Genomic DNA, 21,418 nt, shown 5'->3' with positions numbered 1-21,418 from the left:
CTACACGGCCCCAAAAGCCTCCCCCGGGTTCGTCTCGTCTCAGAGCACCTTCGACAGGAAGAGCTTCGTCCGCTCGTGCTGCGGATTGGTCAGCACCTCGCGAGGCGCTCCCTTCTCCACGACGATGCCGTCGTCCATGAACACCAGCGAGTCGCCGACCTCACGGGCGAATCCCATCTCGTGGGTCACCACGATCATGGTCATCCCCTCGCGGGCCAGGTCGCGCATGACGTCCAGCACCTCGCCGACCAGCTCGGGGTCGAGCGCCGAGGTCGGCTCGTCGAAGAGCATCAGCTTGGGCTGCATGGCCAGAGCCCGCGCGATCGCGACGCGCTGCTGCTGTCCTCCGGACAGCTGGGCGGGGTAGCTGCGCATCTTCGCCGCCAGCCCCACGCGCTCCATCAGCTCCGCGGCCCTCGTCCGCACGACGGAGGCGGGCTCGCCCTTGACGCGCTGGGGCGCCTCCATGACGTTCTCCAGCGCCGTCATGTGCGGGAAGAGGTTGAAGCGCTGGAACACCATGCCGATGTCCTTGCGCTGCGCGGCCACCTCCCGCTCCTTGAGCTCGTGGAGCTTGCCGCCGTGCTCGCGGTAGCCGATCAGCCTGCCGTCGACGTACAGCCGGCCGGCGTTGACCTTCTCCAGGTGGTTGATGCAGCGCAGGAAGGTCGACTTGCCCGACCCCGACGGGCCGATGACGCACATCACCTCGCCGTTGAGCACCTCGAGGTCGATGCCCTTGAGCACCTGGATGTGACCGAAGTCCTTGCAGACCTGCTCGGCCCTGACCATCACGTCGCTCATGCGGTACCGCCTATGAATCTGACGCGGCCGCCGCCTGGATGCGACCCCTTGGCGTAGTGGCGCTCGATGTAGAACTGTCCGACCATCATGATCGACGACAGGATCAGGTACCAGATGCACGCCATGATCAGCATCGGGATGACCTGGTAGGTCGAGGCGTAGATCGTCTGTGCGGTGAAGGTCAGCTCCAGATACGGGATGGCCACCACCAGCGAGGTGTTCTTCAGCATCGAGATGGCCTCGTTGCCGGTCGGCGGGACGATGACGCGCATCGCCTGCGGCAGCACGATCCTGCGCATCGTGTGCATGCGCGTCATGCCGAGCGCCTGCGCCGCCTCCTGCTGTCCCGGGTCTACCGACAGGATGCCCGCCCTGATGATCTCGGCCATGTAGGCCGCCTCGTTGAGGATCAGGCCGAGCGCGGCCATCACCGCCGCGCTGTAGAGCGCGTTGGTCGGCCAGGTGGCGAACTCTGGGCCGAACGGGATGCCGATCCCGACCTGCGGGAACAGCGCGCCGATGTTGCCCCAGATGAGCAGCTGCGTGTAGAGCGGTGTGCCCCTGAACACCCACAGGTACAGCCACGACGCCCCGCGCATGAGCGGGTTGGGCGAGAGGCGCATGAGCGCGAGCACGATGCCGAGGCTCACGCCGCCGATCATCGCGGCGATCGTCAGCCAGATCGTGTTGCGGACGCCGTTCAGCACGGGCGGTGAGAAGAAGTACTTCCACTGCTCGGCCCAGTTGTAGTTGGCGTTGGTGACGACGTTGCTCACCAGCATCGCGGCGAGCACCACGATGACCGCGGCGGCGACCCATCTGCCCGGATGCCGGACGGGCACGGCCCTGATCGTCTCGGGCCGCACCCTCTCCGTGTCGGTCATGAGCTATCCCTGCGCGCCGTTGATCACCGGGTCGGTGATGGCACCGTCGGCGACGCCCCACTTGTCGAGGATCGACTTGTAGGTGCCGTCGGCGATGACCTCCTTGACAGCGGCCAGCCAGGCATCCTTGAAGGTGCCGGAGTTCTTGCCGATCGCGTAGCCGTACGGCGCGGTGTCGTAGGCCTGCCCGATGATCTCCAGCTTGTCGCCGGTCTGCTTCACCGCGTAGCCGACGATGGGCGAGTCGGCGAGCATGCCGTCGATCTTGCCGGACACCAGGTCGGCGTTGACCTCGGTCTGCTGCTTGCGCACGACCTGGTCGATGGCGGGCTTGCCGGCCTTGACGCACGCGTCGCTCTTGACCTTGATGTCGTCCACCTGGACGGTGCCCTGCTGGACGCCGATCTTCTTCCCGCAGGCGTCCTCGGGGTTGACCCCCTTCGGGTTGCCCTTCAGGGCGGCCCACGCGGTGCCGGCGGAGTAGTAGGTGACGAAGTCGACGACCTTCTCCCGCTCCTTGTTGTCGGTGAAGGAGGAGGCGCCGAGCTCGTACTTGCCGGACTGCAGGCCCGGGATGATCGTGTCGAAGCCCGCGTTCTGGAACTCGGCGGTCAGGCCGAGCTTGCCCGCGATGGCCTCCACCAGCTCGACGTCCCAGCCCACGATCTTCTGCGAGGCGGGGTCGACCGACTCGTTCGGCGGGTAGGAGGCGTCGACGCCCACGATGAGCTTGCCGTCGGACTTGATCGCGTCGGGCACCATCGCCGCGAGCGTGTTCTGCGCGCTGGGGGCGGCCGAGGTGGCTCCGGTGGCAGCGGGCGTGGCGCCGGTCTCGCCGCCACCGCCGCCGCAGGCCGTGAGCGCCAGCGCGCCCGCGACGACGAACGAGCCAGCCGCCAGCGCGCGGCGGGAAACAGTAGCCATACTCACAACGGTCCCCTTCGGTTCCGGGTCTTGTCGCAGAGATGCTCCCGCAAGCTTGTCACCAGGCAGATCACCGCTCAGACACAATCGGACAACTTCCTACAAGCGTATGTCTTTCGGCATAGGCCGAATATCATGTCAACATCACTTATGGGCGAAACCTGTCATAGGCTCCCGCCCCCTCGTACGGTTACCACGTGCGCCGACCCCTTCTCATCGCCTGCGTCGTGGCGGCTCTGGCGTCCTGCAGCCCGGAACCGGCGAAGCCGCAGGCGAAACCCACCTACGACCTGCCCGCCCGGCAGGTCCGCGCCAACGAGACCCCGATCCACGCCGCCCCCGTCAACGACGGCGACGCGCGCTTCCAGGTGATCGGCCTGCAGGCCGGTCAGGCCAGCCTCTCAGGCAGCCATGCCGAATGGCCCGCCAAGGGACAGTTCGTCACTGTCCGTGTCGTGGTGGAAAATCCGGGAAGATCCACATCCAGGTTCGACGCGCGCAAGCAGCGCCTGATCACGGCGGACGGCCGCGCCTTCCCCATCGACGACCCCGCCCAGATCACCAAGCGCCAGCCCCTGGAGATCTCCGTGGGCTCGGGTGTGCGCATCGAGCTCGACCTCTGGTTCGACATCCCCAAGGACGCCGCGCCCGCCGCCGTCGAGCTGTACGGCGACCCGCCCATCGGCTACCCCAGCACCGAAGGCGTGCAGGTCCCGTTGAAGTAGGGGCAGGAAACGAGAGGGGCGGGGCCCGTGAAGGCGCCCCGCCCGCTCCCCGCGTTCCTAGTGCTGGCCGTTCGGGCTGGGCTCGCCCAGGTCGCCGCCCAGATAGGCGGCGCGCACCGCCGGGTCGTCGAGCAGCGCGCTGGCGTCGGCGCTCTTGACGATAGAGCCGGTCTCCAGCACGTACGCCCGGTGCGCCAGCTGCAGCGCCTGCTGGGCGTTCTGCTCCACCAGCAGGACCGTCGTGCCCCTGCGGTTGATCTCCTCGATGATCTCGAAGATCTGCTTGACCAGCAGCGGAGCCAGACCCATTGACGGCTCGTCGAGCAGCAGCACCTTGGGCTTGGCCATCAGCGCCCTGCCGATGGCCAGCATCTGCTGCTCGCCGCCCGACATGGTGCCGGCGAACTGGGTGCGGCGCTCGGCGAGCCGCGGGAACAGCTCGTAGGCCTGGGTCAGCTCGGCGCTGACGTCGCCGCTGCGCGCGTAGGCGCCCATCAGCAGGTTGTCGTGCACCGTCATGCCGGGGAAGATGCCACGGCCTTCGGGGGCCTGGCCGAGCCCCGCCTCGACGCGCTTGTGCCCGGGCATCTTGCTGATGTCCTGGCCGTCGAAGATCACCGATCCCGACGTCAGCGGGCGCAGTCCCGAGATGGTCTTCAGCGTCGTCGTCTTGCCCGCGCCGTTGGCGCCGATCAGCGTGACGATCTCACCCTCGTTGACCTCGACCGAGATGCCCTTGATGGCCTCGATCTTGCCGTAGTGGACGTGGATGTCCTTGACCTCAAGAAGCATCTGCGGGTGCCCCCAAGTACGCCTCGATGACCCGAGGGTCGTTCCGCACCACGTCGGGCAGCCCGTCCGCGATCTTCTCACCGAAGTCGAGGACGGCGATGCGGTCGCTGATGCCCATGACGAGGCTCATGTCGTGCTCGATCAGCAGGATCGTGCGTCCCGCCTCTCTGATCTTCCTGATGAGCTGCTGCAGCGCTTCCTTCTCCGCCGGGTTCATGCCCGCGGCGGGCTCGTCGAGCAGCAGCAGCTTGGGGTTGGTCGCCAGGGCCCTGGCGATCTCCAGACGACGCTGGTCACCGTACGGCAGGTTCTTGGCGTAGTCGCCGGCCCTGTGCGAGATCCCACAGAACTCCAGCAGCTCGAGCGCCAGAGCCTTGCCCTCGCGCTCGGCCTTGCGGTGCCAGGGCAGGCCGAGCGCGACGCTCACCATGCCGGCCCTGTGGTGCACGTCGGCGCCGACCATCACGTTCTCCAGCGCCGACATGTTGTGGAACAGCCGGATGTTCTGGAAGGTGCGGGCGATGCCCTTCTTGGTGATCTTGAAGCGCTTGACGCCGCTGATCCGCTCGTTCTGGAAGCGCACCTCGCCCTCGGTGGGCTGGTAGACGCCGGTGACCACGTTGAACACCGTGGTCTTGCCCGCGCCGTTCGGGCCGATGAGCGCGAAGATCTCGCCCTCGTTCACCGTCAGGTCGACCCCGCGCAGCGCCTTCACGCCACCGAAGCGCATGGTCAGCGTGCGGAGCTCGAGCAGGGCCTTCTTCTCGTCGGTCATTTGTCAGCCCCCTCGACCACGTCGGCCTTCGTCTCCGGGCCCGGGACATCGGCTCCCAGACTGCCCATGCCTCCCGTGCCCCCCTTCAGTTCAGCCTTTCGCTGTCTGGAAGGCAACAGCCCCTCGGGCTTGAAGATCATCAGGGCGACCAGGACCGCACCGAAGATCAGCATGCGGTACTCCTGCAGGCCACGGAAGCGCTCAGGCAGCCACGCGACGATGAAGGCGCCCAGCATGACACCCGGCAGGTTGCCAGCGCCGCCCATGACCACCGCGGCCAGGATCGTCGCCGACAGCAGGAACAGGAAGTCGTTCGGGTTGATCGAGATGACCTTCGCCGCCCAGACCACGCCCATCGCGCCGCCGATGGAGGCGCCGATGGCGAAGGCGAGCATCTTGAACCTGAACGTCGGCACGCCCATGACCTCGGCGGCGTCCTCGTCCTCGCGGATGGCGGCCCATGCCCGGCCGACGCGGCTCTTCTCCCAGCGCTTGACCAGGATGATCACGATGACCGCGAGCGCGACCAGCATGTAGTAGTAGGGCCTCGGGTCCAGCACGCCGTACTTGAAGACCTGGATGCCGAACAGCTCGAAGCCCTCGATGCTCGGCGGGTGCGGGATGCCGCGGATGCCGTTCGGGCCACCGATCTCGTCGGTGTTGCGGGCGGTGATGCGGATGATCTCACCGAAGCCGAGCGTGACGATCGCCAGGTAGTCGCCGCGCAGTCGCAGCGTCGGCGCGCCCAGGACCACGCCCGACAGGGCGCAGATCAGGATGCCGACGACCAGGATCTCCCAGAAGTTCCATCCGAGCCTGGTACCCAGCAGGCCCATCGCGTAGCCGCCGACGGCGTAGAACGCGACGAAGCCGAGGTCGAGCAGGCCGGCCTGGCCGACCACCACGTTCAGGCCGATCGCCAGCACCACGAAGGTGCCGATCGGGAAGAACAGCACGCTCGCCCAGTCGGAGTACGGCGACATGATCGGCGCCAGCGACTCGGAGGGCAGCAGCAGGGCGCCGATGATGAGCAGGATGTAGACCGCCCAGCGCTGCCAGCCCGGCGCCGCGGCCCATCTGTCGCGCACCCCGTCGCTGAAGCTGCTCCAACTCGAACGGAAACGGGACAGTGCATTCATCTGGTTCATGCGCGCGCCTGCTGAAGTGATTCACCGAGAAGACCGGTGGGCCGGAACATCAGGACCAAGACGAGGACCGTGAAGGAAATCACGTGCTTCCAGTCGGAGCCGAAGATGATGGCGCCGTAGTTCTCCGCGAGGCCCAGCGCGATTCCACCGACCAGGGCTCCGCGAAGGTTTCCGATACCGCCCAGAACCGCGGCCGTGAACGCTTTGATGCCGAACAGGAAACCGATGTAGTAGTTGGTGTTCTCATAGGCGAGCAGATACAGCGCGCCGGCCACCCCGGCCATCGCGCCGCCGATCAGGAACGTCATCTGGACGATCCTGTTGATGTCGACACCCATGAGAACGGCTGCTTCGGGGTTCTGCGCGGTCGCCCTGATGCCACGGCCGATCTTGGTCCTGTTGACCAGCCGCTCCAGCAGGATCATCATGCCGATCGCCGCGACCACCACGAAGACCTGGTGGGTCATCACGGGGTGGCCGAAGATGGAGAACAGCTCCGACCGCTCCGCGATGCGCGGCAGGCCCATCTGGATGCGGCCGCGCTCGGGCCGGTCGAAGACCGCGGGGATGACCAGGAGCGCGAACAGCTCCTGCAGGAAGATCGAGGCGCCGATGGCCGAGATGAGCGCGGCCAGGCGGGATGCGCCTCGCTGGCGCAGCGGCCGGTAGGCGATCCGTTCGAGCGCCACGGCCGTGCCCGCCGAGGCGAGCGCCCCAGCAGCGATCATGGCGAGAATGAGCCCGACGAGGGCGATGCCCGTCAGCGGAGTGTTGATGCCGAACACGAACGGCACGACCATCGCGCCGAACGTGCCGATCATGAACACTTCGGAATGGGCGAAGTTGATCAGACGCAGTACGCCGTAGACCATCGTGTAGCCGAGGGCGATCAGCGCATAAATGGATCCAAAAGCTAGGCCGTCGATCGTCTGCGGCCAGAACTGAGAAACGAAGTCATTGAACACGTGACGATTACCACTTCTAGGCGAGGGTTCTCCTGCACTGCCTGGCAGTGGATGCGCGAAGGGAGCGAGACCGCTAGCGGCGATCCCGCTCCCCGCGCGTCAACTACCCGATCACCTGAGACAGGCCGGGAGACCTTTACCCGAGCTTGGCCTCGGAGGCCTTCCCGAGCAGGGTGATGTTTCCGCCCTTGATCTGGTACATGTAAATGTCCTTGGCCACGACCTCGCCGTTGGCCTCGAACTTCACCTGCTTGGAGACGCCCGCGAAGTCGACCGTCGAGATGAAGGTGTTGATGTCCTCGGCGGTGACCTTGCCGGCCTTGATCGCCTCGATGAAGACCGTCGCGGCGTCGAAGCCCTCGGTGGCGTAGATCGCCGGGTCGGCGCTGAAGGCGGCCTTGTAGTCGGTGGCGAACTTCTTGACCTTCTCGTCGGTCACGTCAGGCGTGGCGACGTAGCAGGGGCAGCCGACCAGCGCGCCCTCGGCGTTGGCCGCACCGGCGCCCTCGACGAGGCCCTTGTCCAGCGTGCCGTCTCCGCTGAAGAACTTGGCGTCCTTCACGCCCTTGTCCCTCAGCTGCTTGAGCAGCGGGCCGGCCGCCGCGTAGTAGCCGCCGAAGAAGATGGCGTCGGGCTTGCCGGCCGCCACCTTGTTGACCACCGAGGAGAAGTCGCTCTCCGCCGGGTCGAGCGAGTCGTCGGTGACGGTCGCGCCCTTGGCCTTCAGCTGCGCGCGGACAGCGTCGGCCAGCGGCTTGCCGTACTCGGACTTGTCGTCGATGACGAAGACGTTCTTGGCCGCGGCCGCACCGGCGATGAAGTCGGCGATGCCGGGACCCTGCACGGCGTCGTTCGGCAGGACGCGGTGCCAGTACTTCCAGCCGTTCTGGGCGAGCGCGGCGTTGGTCGCCGATGCCGAGACGCTGGGAATCTTGGCCTCTTCGAGCACCGGGGCGACCTGAGCGGACTCACCGGAGAACGCGGGACCGATCAACGCGACGATCTTGTCGGTCTTGATGGCCTGCTGGGCCAGACCGACGGCCTTGGTGGCGTCAGCCTGGCTGTCGTACTCCACCATCTCGATCTTGACCTTGGGGTTGGTCGCGTTGTACTGGTCAATGGCCAGCTTCGCGCCGTTCCTGGGCGGGATGACAATGCCGGCGTTCGAACCAGTCAGGTCGCCCATGAAGCCAATTTTGACAGTGGTGGGCGCCGCTTCCCCTCCACCGGTGGTCGCGCCCCCGCCGGGGGTCTCAGACCCACCGCCGCTGCAGGCGGCCATGCCGAGCGTGAGAGCCATACCAACGGCAAGCGCGCCGCCGAAGCGAGCAATCTTTGGCCGCAAGGCTGCCTTCCTTTCGCCTGATCCTTTGTCAGGACCGGATTCACAGAGTCATACCCGTGCGGGGACGACCCAGGGGTTGTGACGGTTAGTACAGCCAGGAGATGTCACGGGTTGGTACAGCGGACAGCGTCGTTATCGCTTCGTTATTACACCGATCCTTTACGGCTACCGCAGAGGATTGAAGGGTCAAAAAACGACAAAGGAACGTTCCACAGTACGAAACGAACCCTGGACGCTTCCGCACAACGGACCCCCCGACGGAGTGAAACGCGGAAATGCCCCCTGCGGTCGCGTGTCCCGAAAGATCAGGCGTGCTTCGCCGCGTCGTCCACGACGATCTGCGCGACCTCCCGCATGCTCAGCCGCCTGTCCATCGACGCCTTCTGGATCCAGCGGAAGGCCTGCGGCTCGCTCCAGCCGTGCTGGGCCATCAGCAGCCCCTTCGCCCGCTCGACCAGCTTCCTCGTCTCGAGCCTGCCCGACAGCGACGACACCTCGGCCGCGAGCGCGACCATCTCCTCGTGCCTGCTGACGGCCATCTCGATCGCGGGCACCAGGTCGGCCTTGGTGAACGGCTTCACCAGGTAGGCCATGGCGCCGGCGTCACGCGCCCGCTCGACCAGATCGCGCTGGGAGAAGGCGGTGAGGATGAGGCACGGGGCGATCCTGTCGGCCACGATCCGCTCCGCCGCCGAGATGCCGTCGAGAATGGGCATCTTCACATCAAGGATGACCAGGTCCGGACGGAGCTCGGTGGCCAGCTTGATCGCGTGCTCGCCGTCACCGGCCTCCCCCACGACGACGTAGCCGTCCTCCTGGAGCATCTCCTTGAGGTCGAGGCGGATCAGTGCCTCATCTTCCGCGATCACCACTCGCCGCTGCGTACTCACGAGCAGAAGCCTACCGACGTCCGCTAGATTAGATCCACGCTGGCGTCCCCGGGCTGGTCCTGTGCGGCTTGTAGACTTCAGCCCGGATCCGGACATGTCCGAAGATCCGCCCCGATAGACCAATCGGCAGAGTCGATGGACTCAAAATCCATTCAGTGTGGGTTCGAATCCCACTCGGGGCACCACCACCGCCTGTTCGCCCGCGCCGGGCTGCGTGACATGACGGCTGCGTCTTTCCGGGCAGGGCGACGGAGGTCAGTCCTCGGCGCGGCCCATGCGCCAGTAGCCCATGAAGGCCACCGCGCGGCGGTCCATGCCGCGCTCGGCCACCAGGTGCCTGCGCAGGGTCCTGATCACCGCCGCCTCCCCTGCCAGCCACGCGTACAGCGGCGCCACGGACTCCGCCTCCTCCGGCACCTCCCACAGCAGGTCGACGTCCACGTCGACGTCCTCGAGCGCCTCCGCGGGGGCCGGCGGGGGCAGGAGCCGGTCAGCGGCGGCCTTCACCTCGGGCACCAGCCTGCTGCCGACCCCGCCTCCACCCCGGGGGAGCCAGGTGACGGTGACGCCGCTCCTGGTCGCGCACGGCAGCACGTCGCCCTGAGAGGGCACCTCCATCAGCGCCTCGCCCTCGCAGCCGTCCGGCAGGCGCTCCAGGATGGCGGTGATGGCCGGCACCGCGGTCTCGTCGCCCGCCAGGAGGAATCTGCGCGCGTCGGCCGGCGGCCTGAACTCCAGCCCTCCGTGCCGCTCGCCGTACCCGGCGTCAGGGCCGAACAGCGCGATCCGGTCGCCGGGCCGCGCGCTGTTGGCCCAGCGCGCGGCGGGTCCTCCGTCTCCGTGCAGCACGATGTCCACGTCGACCTCGCGCAGCTCGGGCCGCACCGCGCGCACGGTGTAGGTGCGCAGGGGGTTGCGCTCCCTGTCGGGCAGCGCCCGCCAGCGGGTGAACCAGTCGACGCCCCTCGGCATGCCGGAGACGCCGTGCCCCGGGAGCGGCAGGATCAGTTTGATCCGCTGATCGAAGCCGTTGTCGGCGAAGAGATCCAGGTCGTCGCCCGTGAAGGTCACGCGCAAGAAGGAATCGCTCAACCGGGAGACGTCGCTCACATGGACGTCGAACACACGAAATGGCTCGATCATTACCGCTCCCTTATTAGGTTAGGCTAACCTACATGGAGCTCGCGGATCACGGTAGCCCGGTGGCGGGGTCCACGGTGACCTGGAAGACGTCGCCGTCGCCGCCTCCCCCGTAGGTCAGGCCGGAGATCGCGACCTTGCCCGACGGAGCCGGCGCGGCGTAGAGGTTCGGCTCGGCGAACGGGTCGACGCCGTCGTCTCGCGCGCTGCCGAGCTGGGCGGCGGCCCGCTGCCTGCCCCTGCCGTCCAGCCGTACGGTCAGGATGTCGGCGCCGCCCGCGACCACGCCCACGCGGCCCCTGGTGTAGCCGACGATCTCCACCTCTCCGCCCGCCAGCGGCGCGACGGCCGCGCCCTCGTCCGTGGCGGGGGTGGCGACCGTGGCGCTCCAGCTGCGCCTGCCCGTGGCGGTGTAGGCCTGTGCCAGCAGGTCGCCCTCGCTCACGCCGGTGACGACCGCGAGGCCGGCCGTGGTGACGGCGACGCCGTTGAGCCTGTCCTCGCCAGGGCCGCCGACCGCCGACGTCCACTGGAGCGTGCCGTCGGGGGTGTAGCCGGCCGCCCAGCCGTCCAGTCCGCCGAGCGGGGCCGCACCGTCGAAGCCCGCGGTGGTGCTGCCGACGGCATGGACGCCCGAGGGGCCCGCCGCCACGCCGTACGCCTTGTCCTCGCCGCTCCCTCCGAGCTGGCGGGTCCAGGCGAGCCGTCCGTCGGGGGCCAGGCGCGCCAGGACGGCGTCCTTGTCGCCGCGGTTAGGCCCCGCGAGGTCGCCCTTGGTGTAGCCCGTGACGTACGCGCCGCCGTCGGGGGCGGCGGCCAGGCCGTACAGGCGGTCGGCCGCGCCCGCGACGCCGAACTGGGTGATCCAGGTGACCTTGCCGCTCGTGTCGAGCCTGGCCACGAAGGCGTCGTCGGTGGCGTTGCCCGCGTGACGGCCGTCGAGGTCGCCCTTGGTGTATCCGGCGGCCAGGACGCCGCCGTCGGGCAGCGCGGCCAGGCCGTACAGGCGCTCGTCCGCGGGGGTGGACAGGCGGGCCGTCCAGCCCGCGCCCTTCACCACCGCGTCGAGCCTGGCCTGGCCGCTCTCGGCGTAGCCGACGGTGGTCGAGCCGTCGGCGTGCACGGCCACGCCGCCCGCCCAGTCCGCGCCGGCCCCGCCGTACGGCGGGCCTGGCAGCGGCGTCGGCGGCACCACGCTGAGCCCGGCGCCCAGATCGGTCATGGCCTGCTCGAACGCGGGGGCCCACACGCTCCAGTCGTGGCCGCCGTCCATGACGCGCAGCTCGGCCGAGAGCCCCGGCACGCGCCGCACGGCGTTGTAGAGCGCGGCGGACTCGAAGTCGAGGTCGTGGCGGGCCTCCTCGGGGTCGGGGTTGGCGTACTCGTCGTCGCCGACGGCGATGAACAGCCTGGTCGGCAGGTCGGGATCCACCTTGCCGAGCAGGGCGGGATAGTTCAGCTCGGTGTAGACCTTCTCGGAGAAGGCCGCGTCGCCGTCGCCGAAGGCGCCGTACTCACGGGTGGAGGAGTCGGCGGGCGGCAGCGGCGTGTAGACGGCGGGGCTGAGCACGATGGCCCCGGCGAACAGGTCCTGGTGGGCGAGGGCGTAGCGCAGCGCGCCCGCTCCGCCCATGGAGTAGCCGCCGACCAGGCGGGCGTTGCGCAGCGGAGCGGTGCGGTAGGTGGCGTCGACGTGCTGGACCAGGTCGCGGGTGAAGGCGGTCTCGACGGGCTTGCCGCCGGTGTGGCGGGAGTCGACGTACCAGTTGCCCCTTTCACTCCATGGGGCGTCCGGCATGACCGCGATGAGCGGCGGGATCCGCCTGGCCGCGATCAGGTCGTCCAGTGAGCTCTTGACCCTTGTCCAGGCCTCCTTGGTGTCGCCGCGGCCGTGCAGGAGGTAGAGCACGGGGTAGCGGCCCTTGCCTTCGGCGTAGCCTCCCGGCAGGTACAGGTTGTAGGCGACGGGCTCGCCGAGCGCCGGCGAGGGCGCGGTGGCCGCGGTGATCGTGCCCGGTCGCGCCCTGTCCTGGACGGCCAGCCCTGGCAGGGCTGTGGTCGCGGCGATGACGAGGGCGGCGAGCGCCCCGATCCAGCCCCATCGGACCATCGAGACACTCCTCTGTAAACGTTTACCGTATATAACGGGTGTTTCGGATGAGTTTCATGGTGCGGGATGGCCCCTGCCCTAGTCGAGACCCTTTCGGGAGATTGGGAGCGACCGGCACGGGGATGTCCCTGCGAACGAGATCTTTGGAGGGTGTGGGATGGCGCTGTCGACCGCCGAGCGTGAGGCGTTCCTGGCCGAGGGGCACATCGGCGCGCTGGCCGTCCAGGAGGAGGCGGGCAGGGGGCCGCTGGTCGTGCCCGTCTGGTACGACTACTCGCCGGGTGGCGAGGTGTCGTTCCTGACCGGCGGCGACTCGCGCAAGGCCAGGGCCGTCGCGAAGGCGGGCCGCTTCTCGATGCTCGTCGAGCGCACCCACCCCACCTACCGCTACGTCTCGGTCGAGGGCCCTCTCAGCTCCTCCAACCCCACCACCGAGGACGAACTGATCAGGATCGCCTCCAGGTACCTGTCGGAGGAGTCCGCCGCTGACTACCTGGCCCGCTCGGACCTGGACGCGCTCGTGACCTTCCACATGCGTCCCGCGCACTGGCTGTCCTCCGATCTGGGCGCCTTCTGAGCCTCCGGTATTTTTGGCGTGTGACTGCTATCGATCCCACCAGCACCGGCGCCCACGGCGTCGGCCTCGCCACCATCGCCGCCGACGGCACGGTCCTCGACACCTGGTTCCCCTCCCCCGAACTCGGCGACCCACCCTCCGTGGGCACGCGTCGCCTGTCCGCCGAGGAGGCCGGTGACCTGGCCGCGCTGATCGGCAGGGACGAGGCCAGGGGGGTCGAGGTCGTCGCCGTCCACACCGGCATCGCCAAGCTGTCGGAGGCGCCCTCCGACGCCCACGACGCCTACCTGCGCCTGCACCTGCTCTCGGCCCGCCTGGTCAGGCCCCATGGCCTGAGCCTCGACGGCCTGTTCGGCAAGCTCGCCAACGTCGTCTGGACCAACCACGGCCCCTGCGCGGTGGAGGGCTTCGAGCAGACGAGGGTACGGCTGCGCGCCAGGGGCCCCGTCACCGTCTACGGCGTGGACAAGTTCCCCCGCATGGTCGACTACGTGGTGCCCTCAGGCGTGCGCGTCGCCGACGCCGACAGGGTAAGGCTCGGCGCCTACCTGGCCGGCGGCACCACCGTCATGCACGAGGGCTTCGTCAACTTCAACGCCGGGACCCTCGGCGCCTCCATGGTGGAGGGCCGCATCTCGGCCGGCGTCGTCGTGGGCGACGGCTCTGACGTCGGCGGCGGCGCCTCGATCATGGGCACCCTGTCGGGCGGCGGCAAGGAGGTCATCTCGATCGGCGAGCGCTGCCTGCTGGGCGCGAACGCGGGGGTCGGCATCTCCCTCGGCGACGACTGCGTGGTCGAGGCGGGCCTGTACGTGACGGCGGGGACCAAGGTGGCGCTCCCCGACGGACGCGTGGTGAAGGGGAAGGAGCTGTCCGGCTCCAACGGGCTGCTGCTGCGCCGCAACTCGCAGACGGGAGCGGTGGAGGCGGTGCCGCGCACGGGAACGGGCATCGAACTGAACGCGGACCTGCACGCCAACTGACACACTGCCGCGCCGACCGGCCGTGCCGGTCGGCGCGTCCAGCCGGCCGGGTCTCGTAGGGTTCTCGCAGAACGGCGTCGACCGGTCAGGGCCGGTCGACGGGTCAGTCGAACAGCTCCTCGACGGTGGTGACCTCGAAGGCCCTGTCGAACCACACATCGGCCAGCTCGGGGTCGCGGCAGGCGAGAATCCGCTCCCGAGCCTCCTGCGAGACAGTGATCTCACGCCGGGAAAGAATCTTCAGGACGGCGCGCGCCTCGCCGACCTTTCGTCCCTCGGCCTGATGCATGCGAGCGAAGTCGGTCCGGTACTCGTAGGTTCCCACGACCACCAGTTCCTCCAGATGCTTGCGGGCGGCCTCCGGCAGTGCCGCTTGCACATAGTCAGAAAATATGCGAGCTCTGTGATCATCGAGCTTGCACAGCGACGCGAACAGCGCCACCAAGACGTCACGCCCGCTCGGCCCCGCCCCATGAGCCAGGGCAGACAGGACCGCCAGTTCGGGCATGGCTATCGCATCAGCCGCTTTGGTGATCACGGGCATCAGCTCTGGCCCCACCGCCAGCGGGGTCATCCGCGAACCCGGCCCCAGGTCGATCGGTTCGGCCGCCCACTGCGCGATCTTGTCGGACGGCGCGAGGACCAGCACAACGACTTCGCAGCCGTATCGCGCCCACGTCGTCGCGGCGTATACAGGCCAGAACGGCCTGAGCTCCAAGGCCCCTTCCGGCATCCGCCTCACACGAACGTCGGCACGCCCCAAGAACGTCTACGAGGGATCCACTCCAAGAGCCGCCAAGCCACCAGATTGACTGACCGGCCGGGGAGCGCGAGGGGCCGGCAGGCCCCTCGCCGGGGTTTCAGGGGCCTGCCCCTGAAACGACACAGACCGAGCCGTAGGCGAGGGCCATGCCTTGAGGCTAGCTGGCGTGGGAGACCGCTGATCCGATCGTGTGGACGCGCAGGGCGTTGGTCGAGCCGGGCGTTCCGGGAGGGGAGCCTGCCACGATGACGACCTTGTCGCCCTTCTCCAGACGTCCCAGCGACAGCAGGGACGCCTCCACCTGCCGCACCATGTCGTCGGTGTGGTGGACGAAGGGGACCTGGAAGGTCTCCACACCCCAGGTCAGCGACAGCTGGCCCCGCACGTGCGGCGCGGAGGTGAACGCCAGCAGCGGGATCGGCGAGCGGTAACGGGCCAGCCGGCGCGCGGTCTCGCCCGACATCGTGAAGGCGACCAGCGCCTTGGCGCCCACGATCGCGCCGACCTCGGCCGCCGCGCGCGCGATGGCGCCGCCGGTGGTCTCCGGCAGGCGCTCGAGGCTGTGGGTGGCGCGCAGGGAGGCCTTCTCGGCGGCGCAGGCGATGCGGTCCATCGTGGCGACGGACTCGATGGGGAAGTTGCCGACCGACGTCTCGCCGGACAGCATGACCGCGTCGGCGCCGTCCATGACGGCGAAGGCGACGTCGGAGGCCTCGGCGCGGGTGGGGCGCGGGGCGTTCATCATGGAGTCGAGCATCTGGGTGGCGACGATGACGGGGCGCGCCTTCTCGCGGCACAGCTCGATGATGCGCCGCTGGACGATCGGCACGTCCTCCAGGGGCAGCTCGACGCCGAGGTCACCGCGGGCGACCATGATGCCGTCGAACGCCTCGACGATCTCGGGCAGCCGCTCCACGGCCTGGGGCTTCTCGATCTTGGCGAGCAGCGGGAGCCGTACGGCCTCCTGCTCCATGATGTTGCGGACCACGTCGGCGTCGGAGGGACGGCGCACGAACGACAGGGCGATCATGTCGAAGCCCGCGCGCAGCGCCCAGCGCAGGTCGGTCTCGTCCTTGTCGGTCAGGGCGGGGGCGCTGACGTTGACGCCGGGCAGGTTGAGGCCCTTGTTGTCGGAGATCATGCCGCCGATGACGACGCGGGTGGCGACGCGCTGGCCGTCGACGCGGGTGACCTCGAGGACCACGCGGCCGTCGTCGACCAGGATGGTGTCGCCGGGCTTGACGTCGCCGGGCAGGCCCTTGTACGTCGTGGAGACCTGCTCGCGGTCGCCGGGGACGTCCTCGGTGGTGACGGTGAAGACGTCGCCGAAGCCGAGGCGGACCGGGCCCTCCTCGAAGGTGCCGACGCGGATCTTCGGACCCTGCAGGTCGGCGAGCACGCCTACGCCCCTGCCGAGGTCGGCAGCCACCTCCCGTACCCGGCCGAGAACCTCTTTGTGCAGCTCGTGAGTGCCGTGGCTGAGGTTGAAGCGGGCTACGTCCATGCCGGCGACGATCAGCTCGCGGAGCCGGTCGGCGGAGGATGTGGCAGGACCGAGAGTACAGACGATTTTCGCGCGACGAGTCACGAGTCCTACCTTAATTGGTACAGACCACTTGGCAGTCACGCCCGGGAGAAATCCCGGTGACGACGTCTCCACAGGTACCCGAACCAGGAGCCGACCACAAGTGAAGCCACGCCGAGCCGTACCAGATTGGTGTGTTCTTCCGGATAGATGACGCCCTCGATGTAGTGGTCGATGAAACCGGAGGGCGTCAGCCCGGCCAGGCCCGCCTGGCGGCGTCCCCAGTCCTCAACGAGGGTCAGCGGGCATTCTACGCCCGTGACGATCGACGTCACGCCCCAGGCGGCCACCGCCAGGTGCGCCCCGATGGCGCGCGGCCAGCGCAGGGCGAGGAACCCGCCCAGCGTCAGGTAGGCGAGGAACAGGAAGTGCACGACCATCGCGGCGTCCGCGATCAGCCGGTACATCATGTCTCCAAGCTAACCACTCAGCTGTACGGCAGGCCCCCGACAGCTCCAAGGTGGTCACCCGGCGTCCGCCCGGTCGACGCTCCTCGGGCGCGACGGCGGGCCGCCGTCACGCCGCCCGCCTCACCGGAAGCCCGTCTGACCGGAAGCCCGCCTCCCCGGGAGCCCGCGTCTTACCGGGAACCCGTCCTACCGGGAGCCCACCTCACGGGGCAATCGTCGCGGCTCGGTAGGCGTCGACCACGCCCCTGCCGTAGAACCCGTTCTTGTCCTCGTCACCTTCGCAGGTGTGCGTCTCCTTCTGCCCGAAGTAGTCGTACACGTACGCCCGCGGAGTCGGGCAGGCCTTCGGCGTGGCGCTGGCGTAGAGCAGGCGCTCCGCCTCCGCCGGGTCCATGGCCACCCCACCCTCTCCTGGCCGGCCGAACCGGGAGATGAGGATCGCCGCGACCCCCGTGGCGTGCGGGGCGGCCATCGAGGTGCCGTCGAGGTACTGGTAGTAGGCGCACTCGCTGCCGTGGCAGTCCCGCACGACCGACGCGGTCTTCGGGACGCCGTTCTGGTCGATCTTGCCGTCCCTGAGCATCGCGGCCTCGGGCGCGGCGGCCAGGATGGACCTGAGGGGCGAGGCGGACGTGCCGTCCAGCGCGTCACCGCCCGGCGCGGCCAGGTCGGTCTGCTCGATGCCGTAGTCGGAGTAGACGGCCTTGCGCCCCGAGGGGCCGAGGGCGGAGACCGAGATGACGCCCTTCGACTCGGCGGGCACGTTGAGGCAGGAGTTGTCGATCTTCCGGGTCCTGCTGGATTCCTTCGGGTAGTTGGGGCTCTGGGTGTCGGTGCGCGGGTTGCCGAGGTCGATGGAGCCGTTGCCGAGCGCGGAGATGAGGGTGACGCCCTTGCTGCGGGCGTAGTCGAGGGCGCGCTGCATGCCGGTGATGACGCCGCGCTGCTCCAGCTGCTCCCGCTTGCTGTCGGCCGTGTTGCTCGTGCAGTTGAACGCCCAGGGATCGATGTAGAAGCTCATGTTCACCACGTCGACGCCGTTGTCGGCGGCGTAGGTGAGGGCGTCGAGGCTGGGCTTGAGGAAGAAGAAGCCCGAGTCGTGGCCGGCTCTGAGGTTGACCAGCTGGACGTTCGGCGCGACGCCCGCGATGCCCTTGCCGTTGACGGGAGAGCCGATGGTGCTGGCGACGTGGGTGCCGTGACCGTCGTCGTCGACGTCCACGGGGTCCTTGCAGCCCTTGTACTCGCAGGGGCCGTCGAACGGCTGCCCCTTGGGGTCGTTCGGACGGTCGGTGACGAAGTTGCGGCTGAGCTCGCGGTTGAAGTTGGGCGCGATGTCGGGGTGCTTGCCGTCCACGCCGGTGTCGATGATCCCGACCAGCACCTTCTTCGTGCCGGGTGCGATGCGGTTGGCACGGTCGGCGCCGATCAGCCGCATGTCCCACTGCCGCGCGGCCAGCGGCTCGGCCGCGCTCCCCCGCACGGCCGACCCGTCGGGCAACTGCCCGTCCGCGACGACTCCGGCGAGCTGCGCGCCACCCCCGGCCTGAACCAGCTGACGAGCCTGCCCGACCTTCCCTCCGGCGGGTGCCTGTCGGGTGTCCGCGTTCGCCGTCGGGCTGCTGGAGGCGCCACGGGCGCCCTTCTCGGCCTGACCTCCGGAGGCGCCGCGCTCCGCGAGCCCGGCCGAGCCCGCCGAGGCCGTACGGCCCTCGAGTCGGAGCGAGCCGGTGGCGGCGCCACCGACCGGCCCTGCGGAGGGGATCCCGCCTCGGGTGCCGAGGGCGGCGGAGGCGAAGCCGATGGCGCGGTCGGTCGAGATGCCGACGACGGCCTCGCTCCTGCCCAGCGCGTCGACGAAGGCCGGACCCGCCCCCTTGGCGAGTACGTAGCCGAGCTTGGGCTCAGCCGAGACCGCCCGCCCACCGCCCGCCTCGATCGCCGCTATGGCGGCGCGCTGGCCGCCGTCGGCGTAGAAGACCATGAGCTCCGCGGCGGGAGCCGCGGAGGGGGCCGTCACGACGGAGGCCCCGACGACCAGCGGCACCACCAGTGCCGCAGCCGTCAGACCGTAGATGAGCCGCCGCATCCAAACCCCCAGATATCACTCGAGCACGCGAGGGGAGCATCCTCTACGCCTCGTTCCCCACTTGCAACTTATTCACCCGTTTAATTGATTTTTCACGATATTGACCCACGAAGACCCCACTGCCCCATCCCCGCCGCTCACGGGCATCCCAGGTCAAGCGATCCCCATCCCGGCGGGGCGGGCCGCCGAAATTTGGAGGAGAGACGACCTCTCCTTCAAGCCGTGCGCATGGCGCCATGCCTGTCGCGGCCGCATCCGCCGGCGGGTGCGGGTCTCCGTGACGATTCCGCATGGCCGCGGCCGGTCACCGGCATTTCCTGGCGCTGCGCGCGTGAGCCGGGCCTGGGACGTCCTGCCATGGGTGTGCCTCCTCGGGGGAGTCATGCCCGGGATGCATCTTCAACCTTCAAGCTGTTGATCTTGATTTCTTAAATCCGCACCTCCTTCGGGCTCCTTGCCCGCCCGCCGCCCCGCCCTGCCGCCCGTCACGGCCTCGCCGCTGCCGCTGCCGCCGCTCGACTCGCGAGGTCAGGAGAATCCGCCGCCGCGTCGGAGCCGTGGTCCTCCGCCGATGCCGACGATGCTCCACCGGCCAGGGCGGACGGTGATTCTTCCGGTCCGGCTGCTTGGCGGCTCGCCACGATCATCGTCAGCGCCGACGACTGCCCGCCGGCTCCTCAGCCACGCCGATCCGGCATGCCCGTTACGTCCGCGTCTCCCGCGGCCCCGGCGCCATGGTCGTGATCCTGCGGCCCGCCGACACTGACCCATGGGTTCCGCGCCCGAGGAGGACGAAAGTGCGGTCAGGTGCTGGCGAGAATGGCGCAGACACTGTCGGGGGCGCAGGGGGCCGGATCGGTGCGCGACCTACGCGGTCACGACTCGGCGCAGGCTGGGCGGAGCTTCTCGAATGCGGAGTCGACGAGCTTCATGCGGTCCTCTGCGGCGCTCGTGCGCAGAGACTCGCGTGAGGCGCAGTCGATGGCCGCCGCGGCGGCTGCGGTCAGGAGGTCGACGGTGAAAGCGTCCAGGCCGGTACGGGCCGCCAGCGCCTGGGCGATCCGCCCGCGCACCGCCTCGCGCTTCTGGTGGAACCGGGCACGCAGCGCGGGCGTGCTCTCGATCAGGCGGATGGCCTGGCTCTCGGTGTCGATGCGCGCGACCCACTCGCGCAGGACCGCGTGGAGGGACTCCCAGGGGCGCTCGCCTGGCGGACGGCCGGTGAGCTGCTCGGCGATGTCGTCGCCCATGAGCTGGACCCCGCCGAACACGGCATCCTCCTTCGCCGGGAAGTAGCGGAAGAAGCTGCGTTTCGACACCCCGGCGACGCGGGCGATGTCGTCGACCGTCACCTCGTCGAAGCCACGCTCGGTGAACAAGTCCAGTGCCACCGCGGTGAGTTCGGCCTGTACGGCCCGCCGGGTGCGTTCTCTCAGCCCTGCCATGCGCCCCAGTGTACTGGTTAGCATATAGTGCTGCTTATGGCATCGAATGACATGAACGGCAAGGTCGCTCTCGTCACCGGCAGCACCGGAGGGATCGGCATGGAGACCGCCCGCGGGCTGGCGAAGCGGGGAGCCTCGGTCATCGTCGTGGGGCTCGACCACCAGCAGGCCCGACAGGCCGCGCACGACATCAGAGGCAGCGCGGGACATGACCGGGTGGACGCCCTCGCCGCCGACGTCACCGGGCTCGACGGGCTGCAGCGCCTGGCGTCCGAGGTGGCCGGGCGCTACGACACGCTGGACGTGCTGGTCAACAACGTCGGCATGAACCTGCCCGACCGCGCGCTCACCACCGACGGCGTGGAGAAGATGTTCGCGGCGCACGTCCTTGCCCCGTTCACACTTACCCATCTGCTGCTACCGCTGCTGGAGCGCGCCCCTGCCGCCCGGGTCGTCAATCTCACCGGCGGCATCCCTGGTGGCCCGATCGAGCACGACAATCTCCTCGGCGAGCGTCGATTCATCGGGTGGACGTTCACCCATTACAACCACACCAAGACGATGACGATGGCGATGACGCTCCGCCTGGCCGAGAAGCTCCGCGGCTCCGGTGTGACGGCGAACGTGGTCTATCCGGGCCACGGCTACACGCCGATGAACAGGTCCACGCCCATCCGGGCATTCCCGATCCTCTACCGGCCGATCGCGCCGCTTGTCCTGAAGGTCGTCGCCCCGCTCTTCCTCTCGGATCTGACCAGATCGGCCCGATCCAGCGTCTACGCCGCGTCGAGCCCCGAGCCGGAGGGCGTGACCGGGGCCTACTTCGACGACAAGTGCCGCCGGAAGCCGTGGCCGGCCAGCGCACTGGATCCGGCCAACCAGGCCGCTGTGTGGGATCTGTGCGTCAGGTTGAGCGCGGGCACGCTGCAGACCACAGGCCTTCGGGGTGACGGCTGAAGGATCTGCGGGCCGACGGGCACCGCGTTCCGGTACCCGTCGGCTTTCCCGGTGCCCGCGCCCGGCTCGGCCGGGTGATCTTCTCCCACGGCGTGCCATCGCGGTGA

At 68.9% G+C, this 21,418-nt stretch carries 20 protein-coding genes and 1 tRNA gene; 5 read left to right on the top strand and 16 right to left on the bottom strand.

Going from position 1 to position 21,418, the window contains the following annotated elements; all coding sequences use genetic code 11:
- Positions 1–39: 39 nt before the first annotated feature.
- From ABFX55_RS13595 to ABFX55_RS13585, 3 genes are read right to left on the bottom strand one after another with little or no spacing between them, the layout of a single operon-like run.
- Entirely contained in the window at positions 40–804 is a 765-nt protein-coding gene (locus tag ABFX55_RS13595; protein ID WP_346120957.1) for an amino acid ABC transporter ATP-binding protein, read from the bottom strand.
- On the bottom strand, positions 801–1,688 hold the full coding sequence (locus tag ABFX55_RS13590) for an amino acid ABC transporter permease (RefSeq protein ID WP_346120955.1): 888 nt from the start codon (positions 1,686–1,688) through the stop codon (positions 801–803). Before ABFX55_RS13590 ends, ABFX55_RS13595 begins: the two co-directional genes overlap by 4 nt.
- A 3-nt stretch (positions 1,689–1,691) precedes the next feature.
- Positions 1,692–2,612 (bottom strand): ABC transporter substrate-binding protein, encoded by a 921-nt coding sequence (locus ABFX55_RS13585; RefSeq protein ID WP_346120953.1) that lies wholly within the window; start codon positions 2,610–2,612, stop codon positions 1,692–1,694.
- A gap of 197 nt (positions 2,613–2,809) precedes the next feature.
- Here ABFX55_RS13585 and ABFX55_RS13580 point away from each other — a divergent pair, with 197 nt between their 5' ends.
- Positions 2,810–3,337 carry a DUF4352 domain-containing protein gene (locus ABFX55_RS13580; RefSeq protein WP_346120951.1) on the top strand — a complete coding sequence of 176 codons (528 nt, stop codon included), beginning with the start codon at positions 2,810–2,812 and terminating at the stop codon, positions 3,335–3,337.
- Positions 3,338–3,394: 57 nt separating this feature from the next.
- Here the strand turns inward: ABFX55_RS13580 and ABFX55_RS13575 are convergent, their stop codons facing one another.
- The 6 genes from ABFX55_RS13575 to ABFX55_RS13550 all read right to left on the bottom strand — a co-directional run bounded on the left by ABFX55_RS13575 (position 3,395) and on the right by ABFX55_RS13550 (position 9,252).
- On the bottom strand, positions 3,395–4,129 hold the full coding sequence (locus tag ABFX55_RS13575) for an ABC transporter ATP-binding protein (protein ID WP_183659192.1): 735 nt from the start codon (positions 4,127–4,129) through the stop codon (positions 3,395–3,397).
- Complete coding sequence (locus ABFX55_RS13570) at positions 4,119–4,904, bottom strand: ABC transporter ATP-binding protein (protein ID WP_346120949.1); 786 nt, start codon at positions 4,902–4,904, stop codon at positions 4,119–4,121. The genes ABFX55_RS13575 and ABFX55_RS13570 overlap by 11 nt, the downstream gene beginning before the upstream one ends.
- Positions 4,901–6,052 (bottom strand): branched-chain amino acid ABC transporter permease, encoded by a 1,152-nt coding sequence (locus ABFX55_RS13565; RefSeq protein WP_346120947.1) that lies wholly within the window; start codon positions 6,050–6,052, stop codon positions 4,901–4,903. Before ABFX55_RS13565 ends, ABFX55_RS13570 begins: the two co-directional genes overlap by 4 nt.
- Positions 6,049–7,017 (bottom strand): branched-chain amino acid ABC transporter permease, encoded by a 969-nt coding sequence (locus ABFX55_RS13560; protein WP_346120945.1) that lies wholly within the window; start codon positions 7,015–7,017, stop codon positions 6,049–6,051. Before ABFX55_RS13560 ends, ABFX55_RS13565 begins: the two co-directional genes overlap by 4 nt.
- Before the next feature lie 136 nt (positions 7,018–7,153).
- Complete coding sequence (locus tag ABFX55_RS13555) at positions 7,154–8,299, bottom strand: branched-chain amino acid ABC transporter substrate-binding protein (RefSeq protein WP_428834765.1); 1,146 nt, start codon at positions 8,297–8,299, stop codon at positions 7,154–7,156.
- A gap of 368 nt (positions 8,300–8,667) precedes the next feature.
- Complete coding sequence (locus ABFX55_RS13550; protein ID WP_312895948.1) at positions 8,668–9,252, bottom strand: ANTAR domain-containing response regulator; 585 nt, start codon at positions 9,250–9,252, stop codon at positions 8,668–8,670.
- A 108-nt stretch (positions 9,253–9,360) separates the two neighbouring features.
- Between ABFX55_RS13550 and ABFX55_RS13545 the strand changes: the two genes are divergently transcribed.
- A tRNA-Leu gene (locus tag ABFX55_RS13545) sits at positions 9,361–9,437 on the top strand.
- Positions 9,438–9,507: 70 nt separating this feature from the next.
- Here the strand turns inward: ABFX55_RS13545 and ABFX55_RS13540 are convergent.
- Together ABFX55_RS13540 and ABFX55_RS13535 are read right to left on the bottom strand one after the other, a co-directional pair.
- Entirely contained in the window at positions 9,508–10,395 is an 888-nt protein-coding gene (locus tag ABFX55_RS13540) for a siderophore-interacting protein (protein WP_346120941.1), read from the bottom strand.
- Positions 10,396–10,441: 46 nt separating this feature from the next.
- Positions 10,442–12,502, bottom strand: a complete 2,061-nt coding sequence (locus tag ABFX55_RS13535; RefSeq protein ID WP_346120939.1) for an alpha/beta hydrolase-fold protein — start codon at positions 12,500–12,502, stop codon at positions 10,442–10,444.
- Between the two features lie 157 nt (positions 12,503–12,659).
- Between ABFX55_RS13535 and ABFX55_RS13530 the strand changes: the two genes are divergently transcribed.
- Both ABFX55_RS13530 and dapD read left to right on the top strand, forming a co-directional pair.
- A complete protein-coding gene (locus ABFX55_RS13530) occupies positions 12,660–13,079 on the top strand; it encodes a pyridoxamine 5'-phosphate oxidase family protein (protein ID WP_346120937.1) in 420 nt (139 codons plus the stop codon).
- A gap of 20 nt (positions 13,080–13,099) precedes the next feature.
- Positions 13,100–14,062: a 2,3,4,5-tetrahydropyridine-2,6-dicarboxylate N-succinyltransferase gene (gene dapD / locus ABFX55_RS13525; RefSeq protein ID WP_346120936.1), complete on the top strand. Its 963-nt coding sequence runs from the start codon at positions 13,100–13,102 to the stop codon at positions 14,060–14,062.
- Positions 14,063–14,165: 103 nt separating this feature from the next.
- On the opposite strand, the gene ABFX55_RS13520 is transcribed toward dapD, so the two are convergent.
- The 5 genes from ABFX55_RS13520 to ABFX55_RS13500 all read right to left on the bottom strand — a co-directional run bounded on the left by ABFX55_RS13520 (position 14,166) and on the right by ABFX55_RS13500 (position 20,354).
- Positions 14,166–14,711, bottom strand: coding sequence for a hypothetical protein (locus ABFX55_RS13520; protein WP_346120934.1), 546 nt, complete (start codon positions 14,709–14,711; stop codon positions 14,166–14,168).
- 271 nt (positions 14,712–14,982) lie between these two features.
- Positions 14,983–16,413: a pyruvate kinase gene (gene pyk / locus ABFX55_RS13515; RefSeq protein WP_346120933.1), complete on the bottom strand. Its 1,431-nt coding sequence runs from the start codon at positions 16,411–16,413 to the stop codon at positions 14,983–14,985.
- 35 nt (positions 16,414–16,448) lie between these two features.
- Positions 16,449–16,820 (bottom strand): DUF2784 domain-containing protein, encoded by a 372-nt coding sequence (locus ABFX55_RS13510; RefSeq protein ID WP_346120931.1) that lies wholly within the window; start codon positions 16,818–16,820, stop codon positions 16,449–16,451.
- Between the two features lie 202 nt (positions 16,821–17,022).
- Entirely contained in the window at positions 17,023–18,909 is a 1,887-nt protein-coding gene (locus ABFX55_RS13505; RefSeq protein WP_346120929.1) for a S8 family peptidase, read from the bottom strand.
- Between the two features lie 875 nt (positions 18,910–19,784).
- Positions 19,785–20,354, bottom strand: a complete 570-nt coding sequence (locus ABFX55_RS13500) for a TetR family transcriptional regulator (protein ID WP_346120927.1) — start codon at positions 20,352–20,354, stop codon at positions 19,785–19,787.
- A gap of 36 nt (positions 20,355–20,390) precedes the next feature.
- Between ABFX55_RS13500 and ABFX55_RS13495 the strand changes: the two genes are divergently transcribed.
- Positions 20,391–21,311, top strand: coding sequence for an SDR family NAD(P)-dependent oxidoreductase (locus ABFX55_RS13495; protein ID WP_346120925.1), 921 nt, complete (start codon positions 20,391–20,393; stop codon positions 21,309–21,311).
- Positions 21,312–21,418: the final 107 nt, after the last annotated feature.

The sequence above is a fragment of the Nonomuraea roseola genome (genome assembly GCF_039535395.1).
Taxonomy (GTDB): Bacteria; Actinomycetota; Actinomycetes; order Streptosporangiales; family Streptosporangiaceae; genus Nonomuraea; species Nonomuraea roseola.
Note: the sequence above shows the minus strand (reverse complement) of the source record. Positions and strands in the feature narration are given on the sequence as shown.